The sequence below is a fragment of the Pseudomonas sp. LB3P81 genome (assembly GCF_054897965.1).
Map to the genome: position 1 here is coordinate 1 of NZ_JBUBVG010000002.1, position 13,815 is coordinate 13,815.

29 protein-coding genes are annotated in these 13,815 nt (G+C 59.4%); all 29 read left to right on the forward strand.

The features are described from left to right. Positions 1-321: 321 nt before the first annotated feature. The 29 genes from ACYZTL_RS26570 to ACYZTL_RS26710 all read left to right on the forward strand — a co-directional run bounded on the left by ACYZTL_RS26570 (position 322) and on the right by ACYZTL_RS26710 (position 13,775). Entirely contained in the window at positions 322-609 is a 288-nt protein-coding gene (locus ACYZTL_RS26570; protein WP_461954394.1) for a helix-turn-helix domain-containing protein, read from the forward strand. A 140-nt stretch (positions 610-749) separates the two neighbouring features. Then, positions 750-953, forward strand: a complete 204-nt coding sequence (locus tag ACYZTL_RS26575) for a hypothetical protein (protein WP_282411820.1) — start codon at positions 750-752, stop codon at positions 951-953. 103 nt (positions 954-1,056) lie between these two features. Beyond that, positions 1,057-1,338: a hypothetical protein gene (locus tag ACYZTL_RS26580; RefSeq protein WP_461954395.1), complete on the forward strand. Its 282-nt coding sequence runs from the start codon at positions 1,057-1,059 to the stop codon at positions 1,336-1,338. Positions 1,339-1,563: 225 nt separating this feature from the next. After that, positions 1,564-1,734 (forward strand): hypothetical protein, encoded by a 171-nt coding sequence (locus ACYZTL_RS26585; RefSeq protein ID WP_461954396.1) that lies wholly within the window; start codon positions 1,564-1,566, stop codon positions 1,732-1,734. After that, complete coding sequence (locus ACYZTL_RS26590) at positions 1,731-1,988, forward strand: helix-turn-helix domain-containing protein (RefSeq protein WP_461954397.1); 258 nt, start codon at positions 1,731-1,733, stop codon at positions 1,986-1,988. Before ACYZTL_RS26585 ends, ACYZTL_RS26590 begins: the two co-directional genes overlap by 4 nt. A gap of 11 nt (positions 1,989-1,999) precedes the next feature. Then, positions 2,000-2,725 carry a hypothetical protein gene (locus ACYZTL_RS26595; RefSeq protein ID WP_461954398.1) on the forward strand — a complete coding sequence of 242 codons (726 nt, stop codon included), beginning with the start codon at positions 2,000-2,002 and terminating at the stop codon, positions 2,723-2,725. Then, on the forward strand, positions 2,722-2,907 hold the full coding sequence (locus ACYZTL_RS26600) for a hypothetical protein (protein ID WP_461954399.1): 186 nt from the start codon (positions 2,722-2,724) through the stop codon (positions 2,905-2,907). The genes ACYZTL_RS26595 and ACYZTL_RS26600 overlap by 4 nt, the downstream gene beginning before the upstream one ends. 189 nt (positions 2,908-3,096) lie before the next feature. Then, positions 3,097-3,540 carry a hypothetical protein gene (locus ACYZTL_RS26605; protein WP_461954400.1) on the forward strand — a complete coding sequence of 148 codons (444 nt, stop codon included), beginning with the start codon at positions 3,097-3,099 and terminating at the stop codon, positions 3,538-3,540. Further along, positions 3,537-3,932 (forward strand): hypothetical protein, encoded by a 396-nt coding sequence (locus ACYZTL_RS26610; RefSeq protein ID WP_461954401.1) that lies wholly within the window; start codon positions 3,537-3,539, stop codon positions 3,930-3,932. Before ACYZTL_RS26605 ends, ACYZTL_RS26610 begins: the two co-directional genes overlap by 4 nt. Continuing rightward, entirely contained in the window at positions 3,929-4,147 is a 219-nt protein-coding gene (locus tag ACYZTL_RS26615; RefSeq protein WP_461954402.1) for a hypothetical protein, read from the forward strand. Before ACYZTL_RS26610 ends, ACYZTL_RS26615 begins: the two co-directional genes overlap by 4 nt. Beyond that, positions 4,144-4,440, forward strand: coding sequence for a hypothetical protein (locus ACYZTL_RS26620; RefSeq protein WP_461954403.1), 297 nt, complete (start codon positions 4,144-4,146; stop codon positions 4,438-4,440). The genes ACYZTL_RS26615 and ACYZTL_RS26620 overlap by 4 nt, the downstream gene beginning before the upstream one ends. A 140-nt stretch (positions 4,441-4,580) precedes the next feature. Continuing rightward, the gene (locus ACYZTL_RS26625; RefSeq protein ID WP_461954404.1) at positions 4,581-5,288 is read left to right on the forward strand and encodes a recombinase family protein; all 708 of its coding nucleotides are present in this window, start codon (positions 4,581-4,583) and stop codon (positions 5,286-5,288) included. Positions 5,289-5,339: 51 nt separating this feature from the next. Then, complete coding sequence (locus tag ACYZTL_RS26630; protein ID WP_461954405.1) at positions 5,340-5,957, forward strand: hypothetical protein; 618 nt, start codon at positions 5,340-5,342, stop codon at positions 5,955-5,957. A gap of 37 nt (positions 5,958-5,994) precedes the next feature. Beyond that, positions 5,995-6,432: a hypothetical protein gene (locus ACYZTL_RS26635; protein ID WP_461954406.1), complete on the forward strand. Its 438-nt coding sequence runs from the start codon at positions 5,995-5,997 to the stop codon at positions 6,430-6,432. Positions 6,433-6,779: 347 nt separating this feature from the next. Further along, positions 6,780-6,968: a helix-turn-helix transcriptional regulator gene (locus tag ACYZTL_RS26640; RefSeq protein WP_461954407.1), complete on the forward strand. Its 189-nt coding sequence runs from the start codon at positions 6,780-6,782 to the stop codon at positions 6,966-6,968. Positions 6,969-7,115: 147 nt separating this feature from the next. Further along, the gene (locus tag ACYZTL_RS26645) at positions 7,116-7,952 is read left to right on the forward strand and encodes a replication initiation protein (RefSeq protein WP_461954408.1); all 837 of its coding nucleotides are present in this window, start codon (positions 7,116-7,118) and stop codon (positions 7,950-7,952) included. A gap of 140 nt (positions 7,953-8,092) precedes the next feature. Next, positions 8,093-8,296, forward strand: a complete 204-nt coding sequence (locus tag ACYZTL_RS26650; protein WP_282411820.1) for a hypothetical protein — start codon at positions 8,093-8,095, stop codon at positions 8,294-8,296. A gap of 103 nt (positions 8,297-8,399) precedes the next feature. Beyond that, on the forward strand, positions 8,400-8,681 hold the full coding sequence (locus tag ACYZTL_RS26655) for a hypothetical protein (RefSeq protein ID WP_461954395.1): 282 nt from the start codon (positions 8,400-8,402) through the stop codon (positions 8,679-8,681). Between the two features lie 225 nt (positions 8,682-8,906). Next, positions 8,907-9,077: a hypothetical protein gene (locus ACYZTL_RS26660; RefSeq protein WP_461954396.1), complete on the forward strand. Its 171-nt coding sequence runs from the start codon at positions 8,907-8,909 to the stop codon at positions 9,075-9,077. Continuing rightward, on the forward strand, positions 9,074-9,331 hold the full coding sequence (locus tag ACYZTL_RS26665) for a helix-turn-helix domain-containing protein (protein WP_461954397.1): 258 nt from the start codon (positions 9,074-9,076) through the stop codon (positions 9,329-9,331). The genes ACYZTL_RS26660 and ACYZTL_RS26665 overlap by 4 nt, the downstream gene beginning before the upstream one ends. 11 nt (positions 9,332-9,342) lie before the next feature. Continuing rightward, on the forward strand, positions 9,343-10,068 hold the full coding sequence (locus ACYZTL_RS26670; RefSeq protein WP_461954398.1) for a hypothetical protein: 726 nt from the start codon (positions 9,343-9,345) through the stop codon (positions 10,066-10,068). Further along, positions 10,065-10,250 (forward strand): hypothetical protein, encoded by a 186-nt coding sequence (locus ACYZTL_RS26675; RefSeq protein WP_461954399.1) that lies wholly within the window; start codon positions 10,065-10,067, stop codon positions 10,248-10,250. Before ACYZTL_RS26670 ends, ACYZTL_RS26675 begins: the two co-directional genes overlap by 4 nt. 189 nt (positions 10,251-10,439) lie before the next feature. Beyond that, on the forward strand, positions 10,440-10,883 hold the full coding sequence (locus ACYZTL_RS26680) for a hypothetical protein (RefSeq protein ID WP_461954400.1): 444 nt from the start codon (positions 10,440-10,442) through the stop codon (positions 10,881-10,883). Then, positions 10,880-11,275: a hypothetical protein gene (locus tag ACYZTL_RS26685; protein ID WP_461954401.1), complete on the forward strand. Its 396-nt coding sequence runs from the start codon at positions 10,880-10,882 to the stop codon at positions 11,273-11,275. The genes ACYZTL_RS26680 and ACYZTL_RS26685 overlap by 4 nt, the downstream gene beginning before the upstream one ends. Then, a complete protein-coding gene (locus ACYZTL_RS26690) occupies positions 11,272-11,490 on the forward strand; it encodes a hypothetical protein (protein ID WP_461954402.1) in 219 nt (72 codons plus the stop codon). The genes ACYZTL_RS26685 and ACYZTL_RS26690 overlap by 4 nt, the downstream gene beginning before the upstream one ends. Continuing rightward, on the forward strand, positions 11,487-11,783 hold the full coding sequence (locus tag ACYZTL_RS26695) for a hypothetical protein (protein WP_461954403.1): 297 nt from the start codon (positions 11,487-11,489) through the stop codon (positions 11,781-11,783). The genes ACYZTL_RS26690 and ACYZTL_RS26695 overlap by 4 nt, the downstream gene beginning before the upstream one ends. Before the next feature lie 140 nt (positions 11,784-11,923). After that, positions 11,924-12,631, forward strand: coding sequence for a recombinase family protein (locus ACYZTL_RS26700; protein ID WP_461954404.1), 708 nt, complete (start codon positions 11,924-11,926; stop codon positions 12,629-12,631). Between the two features lie 51 nt (positions 12,632-12,682). After that, positions 12,683-13,300, forward strand: a complete 618-nt coding sequence (locus tag ACYZTL_RS26705; protein WP_461954405.1) for a hypothetical protein — start codon at positions 12,683-12,685, stop codon at positions 13,298-13,300. 37 nt (positions 13,301-13,337) lie between these two features. After that, positions 13,338-13,775, forward strand: coding sequence for a hypothetical protein (locus ACYZTL_RS26710; RefSeq protein ID WP_461954406.1), 438 nt, complete (start codon positions 13,338-13,340; stop codon positions 13,773-13,775). The last annotated feature ends 40 nt before the right edge of the window (positions 13,776-13,815 follow it).

Genomic DNA, 13,815 nt, shown 5'->3' on the forward strand with positions numbered 1-13,815 from the left:
ATGGCGGCCATTCAGGAGGGGCTGAGGCGCGCACTGGAGGCCGATAGGGCTATGCCGGCGTAGTGGTGAAGAATCCAGCCCACAAGCATCTGGCAGACGCACACATGGCGCGCTGAGCCTACCTGCTGGAAGAACTAGCCGAATATGTCGCGCTGCCTTCGCCTGCTGAGATGAGGAAGCGCAGCAAGCAACCCGACTATGCCGGCCTGGGTCGCAATTGCACCGTGTTTGAGATTGCCCGCGTGAAGTCCTACAGCCTTGTGCGCGACTTCTGGAAGCCAGGCGGCGCTGTGGCCTTCGCTCAGGCCCGTGCTCGAGCTGGTGGAGGCTTCCAATCACATCGACATAGGCAATCCGCTGGACGTGAGCGAGTGCCGAGCGATTGCCCGCAGCATCAGTAAATGGACGTGGCAGCACTTCACCCCGGCCAAGTTCCGTGAGATCCAGGCCGCGCGTGGCGCCAAGGGAGGCAAGGCCAAGGGTGCGGCCAAGCGCGAGCAGCTACTGCCGACAGCTCAGGCAATGGCAGCCGATGGCAAGTCACAGCGCGACATTGCAGAAGCTCTAGGCCTTAGTCAGAAGACAGTGAGCAACTGGCTCAAGGCTTGAGTGAGTAAATAGCCTTATCAGATATACAGCCCTTGGGCTGGGTTTGGATGCTTCTGATCCGTCAGCAGTAGACCTGGACATTGCAGGGGAGTGGTTCGACACACCGCACTTCCTGCCAGTCCTGCTTAAGAGGATGAACCGTGTCCATTATCGACTGTGATTACCTGCCAACCCCCAAGGCCCCACCGTTCCCTCCCGAGCTGGCTTTGTTGATCGTCAGGAAGGCTGCAGCTATGGCGGCTGACTTCGAGGACCGGGCGCTCGATCAGCTCACCAGGGACGCCAAGCGCGCACTTTCCAAAGGTGCCGATCCGCGGCGAATCATCAAGGAAATGGGGCTGTAGTTCTTTTGCACCCCTCCAATCACCAATGGTGGTCGGAGGCTCCTTGTGATCGATCCTTTACCGGCTATGGTTGCGTAACGACATTCCACAAGGACGTACCCCTATGCGCGCTTTCCTCGTTTCCCTATTCCTGGTCGCTGCCCTGAGTGGCTGCGCCGGATCACCTTTTACCTATGACCAGGCTCGCCAGATCAAAGTCGGCATGCCTGAGAGTCAGGTTTCCGAAATCATGGGGCCGCCCTACCAGGTCGTTTCAAGGGGTGAAGAACAAATGTGGATCTGGAGCCATGCCAACGGGCTGACCGGCGCAAGCCAAGTCATCTCCTTCAAGATGAAGGACGGCAAGGTCACTGAGGTGCCGGTTATCCCAACCAGCTTCAAGTAATTCCACACAGCAAGCCAGAACCCGCCAAGTGCGGGTTTTTTGTGTCCGGGCGGACACGATAGGACACGCTAATACCCATTTGCTTGCGTAATAGCGCGGTCATTCCCAGCGTCATTGATAGCCTAGAGCCACTGTGTGGATAACCAGTGAAAGTGCTTGGTACGATGGTCATAAATGACCTAATATCTATTTATCGCGATATAACGATATTCAGAGGGATGACTTATGACCACCATCAAGACCCGAGGCCGACAAGCGCGACCAACTCGTGCCGAGGTCGCTGCCGCCTGGAGTCGAATTCGTGCCGCCGCTGATGCCGGGAGCGTACAGGCAAGCGCCGCGCTGATCGCTCTGGCCGAAGGTCGCCCCGTCCACCTGGAGAACAACGCCTCATGACTGATCGCCGCTCTGATAAGCGTCTGCGCGATGTGTCCACCGATGCCCAGCGCAATCGCTTGCTTGAGCGGCTGCAAGTCGGCCCGGTCGATACGTTCACCGCCCGAAAAGAATTGAACATCTCGCACCCTGCCGGACGCGTTCAAGAGTTACGCGAAGCCGGACACCCAATTTTCACTCATCGCCAAACCATCCACGACGACCAGGGCCGACCACACCGTGGCTGCGCCGTCTACGTCATGCACACCGCATAAGGAATCGAGACATGGAAACCATCAAGGCAATTCACAACGGTAGCGACCGCATCATGGCTGTATGGGAAGGCTCGCAATCTAGCGAGCTGTACAGCATCGCCAAGGAGGCCGCCCGTACCGTCGAGTACACCGGTTTGGCTATCAACCGCATCGTCAATGACAAGCGCCTGAGCCCCGAGGCTAAGCGCGAAGATCGAAAGGGCGCCGGTCTGGATTCGCTCAAGAATTTGGCAAAGTTCGCCGCCCGTATCGAGATGCTGCGCAAGCAAGGTGCCGTCCGAGCCAACGCCCTGGCCGCGGTGGCCCCGTACCGCGACGGCGATGCCGCCACTCCGCTGATCGACATGGAAATTGCCCGCAAGCTGGGGCAGATGACCGACGGATCTGCCCGCGTGGTGATGCTGATGACTGGTGAGCAACCGCGTTTGACCGAGGCTGCCTTGCGTCTCCCGGCATTCTTGTCTGGCTTGAGCGATGCCGAGTACCAACGTGTCAGCGCATCGGCTATCGAGCGCGCTAACCCAACTGAGAGTCGCTTGATCGCGCAGGAGGCCGACGACCTCAATGCCGCACACGGCGCAGTGGTAAAGGCGTTCAAGCTGATCGTAGAAGCCACCGGGGCGGAGCTAATCGCGCAAGTCGCCGCTGCTGGTGAATACGCCAGTGATTTGGTGCGCAACCTTCACCCTGAAACCCTGGAAGTCATGCAAAGCCGTCTGGCCGGTACTTTCCCATGAGTCAGCGCGCCGAGCAGTTGGAAGCCCGGCGCAATCTGGTACGCGACCAGGCAGTGGAACTTGGCATTCGTGTCGAGCTGCTGCCGTCCGGCGTGTACCACCTGCGCGGGGATGGCGTGAACATGCGTGTGCGTGACCTGGCTGACGTTCTGCGCGCCGATCTGGTACCGGGGCGCTGGTAATGCTGCGACCCATTGAACAGGGCCAGACGGCCCACCGCAGACTCCGAGGACTAGCCCCCTTGTTTCATGTTCGGCTGAAACATCAAGGCCGGACGTTGGCCGTCCTATCCGGCGACAGTGAACAGGAAGCGCACGACCGGGCCCACCGGCTTGCTCAGGCGCTTTTCCATGCTGGAGAGGTTCTGACCTATGAACAAGCCTGAGAACACGCCAAAACAGGCTACGGCTCGCCGCAAGAATGGCACCTTCGCCAAAGGTCACACCGGAAATGCCGGGGGCCGACCGGGCAACCTGGCCAACCTCCGCGCAAAGCTGGCGGCGGGCTCTGATGAGATCGCCACCGTTGTGCTGGACGCGGCAAAGGCCGGGGATCTGCAGGCTTGTCGTCTTGTCCTGGAGCGAATTGTTCCCTCGCTCAAACCGATTGCCGAGCCGGTAGCGTTCGACCTGGACGATACCGACCTTCCAAGTACAGCCCGATCAATCCTGCGCGCCATTGCCAACGGCACACTTCCAAGTGACCAGGGCAAGGCGTTACTCGATGCCGTGCTGGGCATGGCCCGTGTTGTCGAGGTGGCCGAGCTGGAGCAACAACTAATCGAGCTGCGTGGGCTCGTGGAGGCTGACCGATGAGCCTGAAAGCACTGCGCGCAGAGATACAACGACTGTCCGCTATAGCTGGTTTGGAGGAGGAGGCGCTCATCGTCCTGGCCGTCGTGATGGACGATAGCGGGCCGCTGGATCTGCCGGAAACCGTAGGTCATTTGGTGAGCCACCGTGTCGAGGGGCAGCACGTCGATATGTATTTCCCGCTGTGCAAGATGACCAGCAGTCAGGCCGCAGAATTGGCCCTAGCCATGATCCTGCACACCCGAAAGACCGAAGGCCGCACCCGTCCTGGCGTCATGGATATGCAGCCATTCCCACCTGCCGGTGCCTGGATTGTCGAGCCGGTGCCCGCTGGGGTATCAGTCAGCGACCATGCCGCCGCGCTGTACCGCCAGATTATCGAGGCCAGACGATGAGCAAACGCGAGCAGGTACGAAAAATCCGAAAACAGCTTGTGCTAATTCACGGCACGCCAATTTCGAGAGCTATCGGGGAGGTTATGGACTGGTGCGAGGCCAATGCTTTTGAGCCTAAAACTGAAATGACGATGGAGGAAATAGTGGCGACAGAGGCGGACACGATTGAATTGTTAGCATTGCTTGAAGGCCCACCAGGAGCCCGTCATAAATGAGCCGTCGCAACCTGATAGCCCAGCTCAAGCGCGAAGTTGACCAGGTGCGCGCCCAAGGGGCTGACCGCGTGTCGATGATCGTTATCAACGTGGCGGATTGCAGCGACCGGGGCGAGTCGCTGCCGTGTGTTGGTTACACCTGCACCATTGCCGGGAAGAAACACTACTTTCCCGGCGACTCCGACCAGGCGGGGGCAGCAGCACTTGCCATGATGGAGCTGGAGCCGCGTACACCGGGCAAGATTCGTCCCATCCCCATTCTGATCGCCTGCCTCGAAACCCCGACTGACTGACCCGTGCCGCCCTGGCATCGCTCAAGGCCCGAGCCGATGCAAAGCTGATGTTAGCTAATTTCACCTAATACATAACAAATTGTTGACGCTCGACAAGGTTTTGTTAAGGTAGGCACACAGACACACCGGGGGGTGAGGAAATGCAAGTTGTGGCCTATTTGCGAGTATCGACAGAGCGTCAAGGTGAAAGCGGCCTGGGCATCGAGGCTCAACGCGATTACATCGCCCAAGCGGCAAAGTCGAAAGGCTGGGAAGTGATCGCAGAGTTCACCGACACCGCGTCCGGCACCATTGCCCCGACTGCGCGATCCGAATGCATCAAGGCCATGAACACGGCAAAGGAGCTAGGCGCGCTGCTAGTCGTTGCCAAGCTCGACCGCCTGAGCCGGGACGTTGAACACATCGCGGCAATGGTGAAGCGTGTCCCGTTCAAGGTAGCGACCATGCCGGACGCTGACGCTTTCCAGCTTCACATCTACGCCGCCCTTGCCCAGCAGGAACGCGAGTTCATTGCAGGCCGCACCCGTGCCGCCCTGGCATCGCTCAAGGCCCGTGCTGACGCTGGCGATGAGCTGGCACAAGCAAAGATCGCTCGACGTGATGCTGGCCGATTCAAGGCCCATGCGAAGGGTAACGGGGCCGCTGTGGTCGCCGTGGTCGCGACTGCCGATGCCTACGCGCAGACCGTGGCGAATCACATCAAGGCCGCCCGTTTCGACGGAATCACCACACTTTCCGGATGCGCGGACTACCTCAACCGGCACGGGGTGAAGACTCGGCGCGGCATGAGCTTCGCACCGATGACCGTTAAACGCCTGGCCGCTCGCCTCGGGATCACCTTCCCGTGACCCTGACGACTTGTGCCGCCTGATAGCAAACACCCACGGAAGGATCATCCAATGTCGTCGTGTCTCATTAGCTCCCTGCGCAATATCGCCGCTAAGCCGAATGCCAGCGCTACCACGAAACTCATCACCGCCCGGCGAATCTGCCGCGTATTTGTCCGGCGCCTCGATGCCATCCACATTGAGCGCCGGGCCATTCTCCGCGAAGCCGTCAAACTGGAAGCGTTTCTGCCATTTACCCGAAAGGCCATAGCAGGTCTGGAGCGCCGAGCAGAGGAACACCGAGAGGCTGAGCACAGTGAGGCGCGGAGCGAGCTAATCAGTTTTGGTATGTCGCTGCTAGTGGACGTGGAAGGTCTGGCCGATGCCCTGGGCTTCGACCGGCTGTGTGACGTGCTAAGTGTCAGTTCGGTACACCGTGAACAGGCGCGACAGGATGGGGATGCGAGCATCTATAACCTGACGATGACTCTCAACCTGGAGGAAAGCGCCGGGCGAAAGCGCGAAGAATTTGACGACGGCGGCCCGCTATTGCACGCCTTTGTCCCCATCGTAATGGACGCCTATGACAATCGTCCCGATCTACTGGAGGCCGCCAAGTTAGAGCTAGCCCAGCAACGGCGGCCCAAGCTGAGGGTGGTGCGTACCGCTGGGGAAGCTTGGCCGCTATAGTGTCGAAATCCATTCGACACAATCGACGCCATTCGACATGCCACAACTGACCCTCTCAACCGTCGCCAAACTCTACGGTATGCACCGCACGACACTGTATGCCGCCATCAAGGCAGGCCGCGTGTCTGCTGGGGAAAACCATAAAGGCCAGAAGGTAATCGAGCTGTCCGAAGCGATCCGGGCATGGGGCGAGCCTGAAGGTCGGCCAGGCCACGAATTCGACAGTTCGACACCCCTGCCGACTGTCGAACTGTCGAATTCTACAGCGCCTGTCGAACAGCTTATGACCGAGGCCACCGCCCTACGCCTGGCCACCGCTATGGAGCGCCTGATCGAGATCGAGGAGGCCAAGCTTCTGCTGATCGAGCACAAGCCGGGGGATGTCCTCAAAAATGAGGAGAGCCAACCTGCAATGCAGGACGTAATTCCTGAAAAACCGCAGTCATTCGCTGATTTGCTGGCCGGGTTGAAGTAGTCCGCGCTACGAAATTGAAATCCGCAAAACGTGGCGCGGAGCCTTTAAACACGCGGGTTTCGCTAGTTCTATGGAAAGTGAACACCCACAGGTTGTGCGAAGCGGGATGTCTCGCTTAGTATCGGCAAATTGCAGCGCCTAACTAAACGGCGCCCAATAAAAAACCCCCTTCAAGTTGGCGCTTGAAAGGGGCTCTGGGTTTGAACAGAGGGTAGAAGCCTCGGAACAAAACACTCTAGCGGGTGTGAGCGGATTTATATCATATGTGTGCTGGAGGTCAATCTGTACCGCCAGGGCACAGGATTTAACCGACGAGAGCTGCCCTCACCAATCATAAGGTGAGAGACATGCATCAAAAGTACACTGCAACAACCATTCAGACCGCCGCCGCCCTCGGGGTTAGCGAGCGCACCCTTCGCAATATCGCCAAGCAACCAGGCTTTCCGATCGCACTGAGGATCAATCAGCGCGTCATCCGGTACGACCTGGAGGCAGTCCAAGCGTTCTATTTCCGTCAGTCTGCGACGGCGGCGTGATTTATGGCCGCCAATCGGGCACCCCGCGCAAGTGGGGCGGCTGAAGCCTGCGCGCAACAGCCGCTAGACCTGTTCCAATCCAGGCTGCCAAGCAGGCCGCTTTGTACCGATAGCCCTACCCGCGAAGGCCTTTACCGGCTGCCGTTGGTGGCTGCTCTCGACCGCCTGCTAATCCAGCCGAACACCGCCAAGCGCTACGTCTGCCTTTGCTTCGACGTTGACCGCGAGGGGGCTGCAATCGACTGGAACGACCGCAACGCACCGCCGCCGAACATGACGGTGAAAAACCCAGCCAATGGGCACGCCCACCTGATCTACCTGTTAACGGCTCCGGTGGCAGTCTCAGACGTGGCCCGAATCCAGCCGGTCCTCTTCATGGCGGCCATTCAGGAGGGGCTGAGGCGCGCACTGGAGGCCGATAGGGGCTATGCCGGCGTAGTGGTGAAGAATCCAGCCCACAAGCACTGGCAGACGCACACATGGCGCGCTGAGCCGTACCTGCTGGAAGAACTAGCCGAATATGTCGCGCTGCCTTCGCCTGCTGAGATGAGGAAGCGCAGCAAGCAACCCGACTATGCCGGCCTGGGTCGCAATTGCACCGTGTTTGAGATTGCCCGCGTGAAGTCCTACAGCCTTGTGCGCGACTTCTGGAAGCCAGGCGGCGCTGTGGCCTTCGCTCAGGCCGTGCTCGAGCTGGTGGAGGCTTCCAATCACATCGACATAGGCAATCCGCTGGACGTGAGCGAGTGCCGAGCGATTGCCCGCAGCATCAGTAAATGGACGTGGCAGCACTTCACCCCGGCCAAGTTCCGTGAGATCCAGGCCGCGCGTGGCGCCAAGGGAGGCAAGGCCAAGGGTGCGGCCAAGCGCGAGCAGCTACTGCCGACAGCTCAGGCAATGGCAGCCGATGGCAAGTCACAGCGCGACATTGCAGAAGCTCTAGGCCTTAGTCAGAAGACAGTGAGCAACTGGCTCAAGGCTTGAGTGAGTAAATAGCCTTATCAGATATACAGCCCTTGGGCTGGGTTTGGATGCTTCTGATCCGTCAGCAGTAGACCTGGACATTGCAGGGGAGTGGTTCGACACACCGCACTTCCTGCCAGTCCTGCTTAAGAGGATGAACCGTGTCCATTATCGACTGTGATTACCTGCCAACCCCCAAGGCCCCACCGTTCCCTCCCGAGCTGGCTTTGTTGATCGTCAGGAAGGCTGCAGCTATGGCGGCTGACTTCGAGGACCGGGCGCTCGATCAGCTCACCAGGGACGCCAAGCGCGCACTTTCCAAAGGTGCCGATCCGCGGCGAATCATCAAGGAAATGGGGCTGTAGTTCTTTTGCACCCCTCCAATCACCAATGGTGGTCGGAGGCTCCTTGTGATCGATCCTTTACCGGCTATGGTTGCGTAACGACATTCCACAAGGACGTACCCCTATGCGCGCTTTCCTCGTTTCCCTATTCCTGGTCGCTGCCCTGAGTGGCTGCGCCGGATCACCTTTTACCTATGACCAGGCTCGCCAGATCAAAGTCGGCATGCCTGAGAGTCAGGTTTCCGAAATCATGGGGCCGCCCTACCAGGTCGTTTCAAGGGGTGAAGAACAAATGTGGATCTGGAGCCATGCCAACGGGCTGACCGGCGCAAGCCAAGTCATCTCCTTCAAGATGAAGGACGGCAAGGTCACTGAGGTGCCGGTTATCCCAACCAGCTTCAAGTAATTCCACACAGCAAGCCAGAACCCGCCAAGTGCGGGTTTTTTGTGTCCGGGCGGACACGATAGGACACGCTAATACCCATTTGCTTGCGTAATAGCGCGGTCATTCCCAGCGTCATTGATAGCCTAGAGCCACTGTGTGGATAACCAGTGAAAGTGCTTGGTACGATGGTCATAAATGACCTAATATCTATTTATCGCGATATAACGATATTCAGAGGGATGACTTATGACCACCATCAAGACCCGAGGCCGACAAGCGCGACCAACTCGTGCCGAGGTCGCTGCCGCCTGGAGTCGAATTCGTGCCGCCGCTGATGCCGGGAGCGTACAGGCAAGCGCCGCGCTGATCGCTCTGGCCGAAGGTCGCCCCGTCCACCTGGAGAACAACGCCTCATGACTGATCGCCGCTCTGATAAGCGTCTGCGCGATGTGTCCACCGATGCCCAGCGCAATCGCTTGCTTGAGCGGCTGCAAGTCGGCCCGGTCGATACGTTCACCGCCCGAAAAGAATTGAACATCTCGCACCCTGCCGGACGCGTTCAAGAGTTACGCGAAGCCGGACACCCAATTTTCACTCATCGCCAAACCATCCACGACGACCAGGGCCGACCACACCGTGGCTGCGCCGTCTACGTCATGCACACCGCATAAGGAATCGAGACATGGAAACCATCAAGGCAATTCACAACGGTAGCGACCGCATCATGGCTGTATGGGAAGGCTCGCAATCTAGCGAGCTGTACAGCATCGCCAAGGAGGCCGCCCGTACCGTCGAGTACACCGGTTTGGCTATCAACCGCATCGTCAATGACAAGCGCCTGAGCCCCGAGGCTAAGCGCGAAGATCGAAAGGGCGCCGGTCTGGATTCGCTCAAGAATTTGGCAAAGTTCGCCGCCCGTATCGAGATGCTGCGCAAGCAAGGTGCCGTCCGAGCCAACGCCCTGGCCGCGGTGGCCCCGTACCGCGACGGCGATGCCGCCACTCCGCTGATCGACATGGAAATTGCCCGCAAGCTGGGGCAGATGACCGACGGATCTGCCCGCGTGGTGATGCTGATGACTGGTGAGCAACCGCGTTTGACCGAGGCTGCCTTGCGTCTCCCGGCATTCTTGTCTGGCTTGAGCGATGCCGAGTACCAACGTGTCAGCGCATCGGCTATCGAGCGCGCTAACCCAACTGAGAGTCGCTTGATCGCGCAGGAGGCCGACGACCTCAATGCCGCACACGGCGCAGTGGTAAAGGCGTTCAAGCTGATCGTAGAAGCCACCGGGGCGGAGCTAATCGCGCAAGTCGCCGCTGCTGGTGAATACGCCAGTGATTTGGTGCGCAACCTTCACCCTGAAACCCTGGAAGTCATGCAAAGCCGTCTGGCCGGTACTTTCCCATGAGTCAGCGCGCCGAGCAGTTGGAAGCCCGGCGCAATCTGGTACGCGACCAGGCAGTGGAACTTGGCATTCGTGTCGAGCTGCTGCCGTCCGGCGTGTACCACCTGCGCGGGGATGGCGTGAACATGCGTGTGCGTGACCTGGCTGACGTTCTGCGCGCCGATCTGGTACCGGGGCGCTGGTAATGCTGCGACCCATTGAACAGGGCCAGACGGCCCACCGCAGACTCCGAGGACTAGCCCCCTTGTTTCATGTTCGGCTGAAACATCAAGGCCGGACGTTGGCCGTCCTATCCGGCGACAGTGAACAGGAAGCGCACGACCGGGCCCACCGGCTTGCTCAGGCGCTTTTCCATGCTGGAGAGGTTCTGACCTATGAACAAGCCTGAGAACACGCCAAAACAGGCTACGGCTCGCCGCAAGAATGGCACCTTCGCCAAAGGTCACACCGGAAATGCCGGGGGCCGACCGGGCAACCTGGCCAACCTCCGCGCAAAGCTGGCGGCGGGCTCTGATGAGATCGCCACCGTTGTGCTGGACGCGGCAAAGGCCGGGGATCTGCAGGCTTGTCGTCTTGTCCTGGAGCGAATTGTTCCCTCGCTCAAACCGATTGCCGAGCCGGTAGCGTTCGACCTGGACGATACCGACCTTCCAAGTACAGCCCGATCAATCCTGCGCGCCATTGCCAACGGCACACTTCCAAGTGACCAGGGCAAGGCGTTACTCGATGCCGTGCTGGGCATGGCCCGTGTTGTCGAGGTGGCCGAGCTGGAGCAACAACTAATCGAGCTGCGTGGGCTCGTGGAGGCTGACCGATGAGCCTGAAAGCACTGCGCGCAGAGATACAACGACTGTCCGCTATAGCTGGTTTGGAGGAGGAGGCGCTCATCGTCCTGGCCGTCGTGATGGACGATAGCGGGCCGCTGGATCTGCCGGAAACCGTAGGTCATTTGGTGAGCCACCGTGTCGAGGGGCAGCACGTCGATATGTATTTCCCGCTGTGCAAGATGACCAGCAGTCAGGCCGCAGAATTGGCCCTAGCCATGATCCTGCACACCCGAAAGACCGAAGGCCGCACCCGTCCTGGCGTCATGGATATGCAGCCATTCCCACCTGCCGGTGCCTGGATTGTCGAGCCGGTGCCCGCTGGGGTATCAGTCAGCGACCATGCCGCCGCGCTGTACCGCCAGATTATCGAGGCCAGACGATGAGCAAACGCGAGCAGGTACGAAAAATCCGAAAACAGCTTGTGCTAATTCACGGCACGCCAATTTCGAGAGCTATCGGGGAGGTTATGGACTGGTGCGAGGCCAATGCTTTTGAGCCTAAAACTGAAATGACGATGGAGGAAATAGTGGCGACAGAGGCGGACACGATTGAATTGTTAGCATTGCTTGAAGGCCCACCAGGAGCCCGTCATAAATGAGCCGTCGCAACCTGATAGCCCAGCTCAAGCGCGAAGTTGACCAGGTGCGCGCCCAAGGGGCTGACCGCGTGTCGATGATCGTTATCAACGTGGCGGATTGCAGCGACCGGGGCGAGTCGCTGCCGTGTGTTGGTTACACCTGCACCATTGCCGGGAAGAAACACTACTTTCCCGGCGACTCCGACCAGGCGGGGGCAGCAGCACTTGCCATGATGGAGCTGGAGCCGCGTACACCGGGCAAGATTCGTCCCATCCCCATTCTGATCGCCTGCCTCGAAACCCCGACTGACTGACCCGTGCCGCCCTGGCATCGCTCAAGGCCCGAGCCGATGCAAAGCTGATGTTAGCTAATTTCACCTAATACATAACAAATTGTTGACGCTCGACAAGGTTTTGTTAAGGTAGGCACACAGACACACCGGGGGGTGAGGAAATGCAAGTTGTGGCCTATTTGCGAGTATCGACAGAGCGTCAAGGTGAAAGCGGCCTGGGCATCGAGGCTCAACGCGATTACATCGCCCAAGCGGCAAAGTCGAAAGGCTGGGAAGTGATCGCAGAGTTCACCGACACCGCGTCCGGCACCATTGCCCCGACTGCGCGATCCGAATGCATCAAGGCCATGAACACGGCAAAGGAGCTAGGCGCGCTGCTAGTCGTTGCCAAGCTCGACCGCCTGAGCCGGGACGTTGAACACATCGCGGCAATGGTGAAGCGTGTCCCGTTCAAGGTAGCGACCATGCCGGACGCTGACGCTTTCCAGCTTCACATCTACGCCGCCCTTGCCCAGCAGGAACGCGAGTTCATTGCAGGCCGCACCCGTGCCGCCCTGGCATCGCTCAAGGCCCGTGCTGACGCTGGCGATGAGCTGGCACAAGCAAAGATCGCTCGACGTGATGCTGGCCGATTCAAGGCCCATGCGAAGGGTAACGGGGCCGCTGTGGTCGCCGTGGTCGCGACTGCCGATGCCTACGCGCAGACCGTGGCGAATCACATCAAGGCCGCCCGTTTCGACGGAATCACCACACTTTCCGGATGCGCGGACTACCTCAACCGGCACGGGGTGAAGACTCGGCGCGGCATGAGCTTCGCACCGATGACCGTTAAACGCCTGGCCGCTCGCCTCGGGATCACCTTCCCGTGACCCTGACGACTTGTGCCGCCTGATAGCAAACACCCACGGAAGGATCATCCAATGTCGTCGTGTCTCATTAGCTCCCTGCGCAATATCGCCGCTAAGCCGAATGCCAGCGCTACCACGAAACTCATCACCGCCCGGCGAATCTGCCGCGTATTTGTCCGGCGCCTCGATGCCATCCACATTGAGCGCCGGGCCATTCTCCGCGAAGCCGTCAAACTGGAAGCGTTTCTGCCATTTACCCGAAAGGCCATAGCAGGTCTGGAGCGCCGAGCAGAGGAACACCGAGAGGCTGAGCACAGTGAGGCGCGGAGCGAGCTAATCAGTTTTGGTATGTCGCTGCTAGTGGACGTGGAAGGTCTGGCCGATGCCCTGGGCTTCGACCGGCTGTGTGACGTGCTAAGTGTCAGTTCGGTACACCGTGAACAGGCGCGACAGGATGGGGATGCGAGCATCTATAACCTGACGATGACTCTCAACCTGGAGGAAAGCGCCGGGCGAAAGCGCGAAGAATTTGACGACGGCGGCCCGCTATTGCACGCCTTTGTCCCCATCGTAATGGACGCCTATGACAATCGTCCCGATCTACTGGAGGCCGCCAAGTTAGAGCTAGCCCAGCAACGGCGGCCCAAGCTGAGGGTGGTGCGTACCGCTGGGGAAGCTTGGCCGCTATAGTGTCGAAATCCATTCGACACAATCGACGCCATTCGACATGCCACAACTGACCCTCTCAACCGTCGCCAAACTCTACGGTATGCACCGCACGACACTGTATGCCGCCATCAAGGCAGGCCGCGTGTCTGCTGGGGAAAACCATAAAGGCCAGAAGGTAATCGAGCTGTCCGAAGCGATCCGGGCATGGGGCGAGCCTGAAGGTCGGCCAGGCCACGAATTCGACAGTTCGACACCCCTGCCGACTGTCGAACTGTCGAATTCTACAGCGCCTGTCGAACAGCTTATGACCGAGGCCACCGCCCTACGCCTGGCCACCGCTATGGAGCGCCTGATCGAGATCGAGGAGGCCAAGCTTCTGCTGATCGAGCACAAGCCGGGGGATGTCCTCAAAAATGAGGAGAGCCAACCTGCAATGCAGGACGTAATTCCTGAAAAACCGCAGTCATTCGCTGATTTGCTGGCCGGGTTGAAGTAGTCCGCGCTACGAAATTGAAATCCGCAAAACGTGGCGCGGA

Coding starts and splice junctions, on each gene's coding strand:
- ACYZTL_RS26580 (WP_461954395.1), top strand. CDS start 1,057: ATGCGCGCTTTCCTCGTTTCCCTATTCCTGGTCGCTGCCCTGAGTGGC.
- ACYZTL_RS26585 (WP_461954396.1), top strand. CDS start 1,564: ATGACCACCATCAAGACCCGAGGCCGACAAGCGCGACCAACTCGTGCC.
- ACYZTL_RS26590 (WP_461954397.1), top strand. CDS start 1,731: ATGACTGATCGCCGCTCTGATAAGCGTCTGCGCGATGTGTCCACCGAT.
- ACYZTL_RS26595 (WP_461954398.1), top strand. CDS start 2,000: ATGGAAACCATCAAGGCAATTCACAACGGTAGCGACCGCATCATGGCT.
- ACYZTL_RS26600 (WP_461954399.1), top strand. CDS start 2,722: ATGAGTCAGCGCGCCGAGCAGTTGGAAGCCCGGCGCAATCTGGTACGC.
- ACYZTL_RS26605 (WP_461954400.1), top strand. CDS start 3,097: ATGAACAAGCCTGAGAACACGCCAAAACAGGCTACGGCTCGCCGCAAG.
- ACYZTL_RS26610 (WP_461954401.1), top strand. CDS start 3,537: ATGAGCCTGAAAGCACTGCGCGCAGAGATACAACGACTGTCCGCTATA.
- ACYZTL_RS26615 (WP_461954402.1), top strand. CDS start 3,929: ATGAGCAAACGCGAGCAGGTACGAAAAATCCGAAAACAGCTTGTGCTA.
- ACYZTL_RS26620 (WP_461954403.1), top strand. CDS start 4,144: ATGAGCCGTCGCAACCTGATAGCCCAGCTCAAGCGCGAAGTTGACCAG.
- ACYZTL_RS26625 (WP_461954404.1), top strand. CDS start 4,581: ATGCAAGTTGTGGCCTATTTGCGAGTATCGACAGAGCGTCAAGGTGAA.
- ACYZTL_RS26630 (WP_461954405.1), top strand. CDS start 5,340: ATGTCGTCGTGTCTCATTAGCTCCCTGCGCAATATCGCCGCTAAGCCG.
- ACYZTL_RS26635 (WP_461954406.1), top strand. CDS start 5,995: ATGCCACAACTGACCCTCTCAACCGTCGCCAAACTCTACGGTATGCAC.
- ACYZTL_RS26640 (WP_461954407.1), top strand. CDS start 6,780: ATGCATCAAAAGTACACTGCAACAACCATTCAGACCGCCGCCGCCCTC.
- ACYZTL_RS26655 (WP_461954395.1), top strand. CDS start 8,400: ATGCGCGCTTTCCTCGTTTCCCTATTCCTGGTCGCTGCCCTGAGTGGC.
- ACYZTL_RS26660 (WP_461954396.1), top strand. CDS start 8,907: ATGACCACCATCAAGACCCGAGGCCGACAAGCGCGACCAACTCGTGCC.
- ACYZTL_RS26665 (WP_461954397.1), top strand. CDS start 9,074: ATGACTGATCGCCGCTCTGATAAGCGTCTGCGCGATGTGTCCACCGAT.
- ACYZTL_RS26670 (WP_461954398.1), top strand. CDS start 9,343: ATGGAAACCATCAAGGCAATTCACAACGGTAGCGACCGCATCATGGCT.
- ACYZTL_RS26675 (WP_461954399.1), top strand. CDS start 10,065: ATGAGTCAGCGCGCCGAGCAGTTGGAAGCCCGGCGCAATCTGGTACGC.
- ACYZTL_RS26680 (WP_461954400.1), top strand. CDS start 10,440: ATGAACAAGCCTGAGAACACGCCAAAACAGGCTACGGCTCGCCGCAAG.
- ACYZTL_RS26685 (WP_461954401.1), top strand. CDS start 10,880: ATGAGCCTGAAAGCACTGCGCGCAGAGATACAACGACTGTCCGCTATA.
- ACYZTL_RS26690 (WP_461954402.1), top strand. CDS start 11,272: ATGAGCAAACGCGAGCAGGTACGAAAAATCCGAAAACAGCTTGTGCTA.
- ACYZTL_RS26695 (WP_461954403.1), top strand. CDS start 11,487: ATGAGCCGTCGCAACCTGATAGCCCAGCTCAAGCGCGAAGTTGACCAG.
- ACYZTL_RS26700 (WP_461954404.1), top strand. CDS start 11,924: ATGCAAGTTGTGGCCTATTTGCGAGTATCGACAGAGCGTCAAGGTGAA.
- ACYZTL_RS26705 (WP_461954405.1), top strand. CDS start 12,683: ATGTCGTCGTGTCTCATTAGCTCCCTGCGCAATATCGCCGCTAAGCCG.
- ACYZTL_RS26710 (WP_461954406.1), top strand. CDS start 13,338: ATGCCACAACTGACCCTCTCAACCGTCGCCAAACTCTACGGTATGCAC.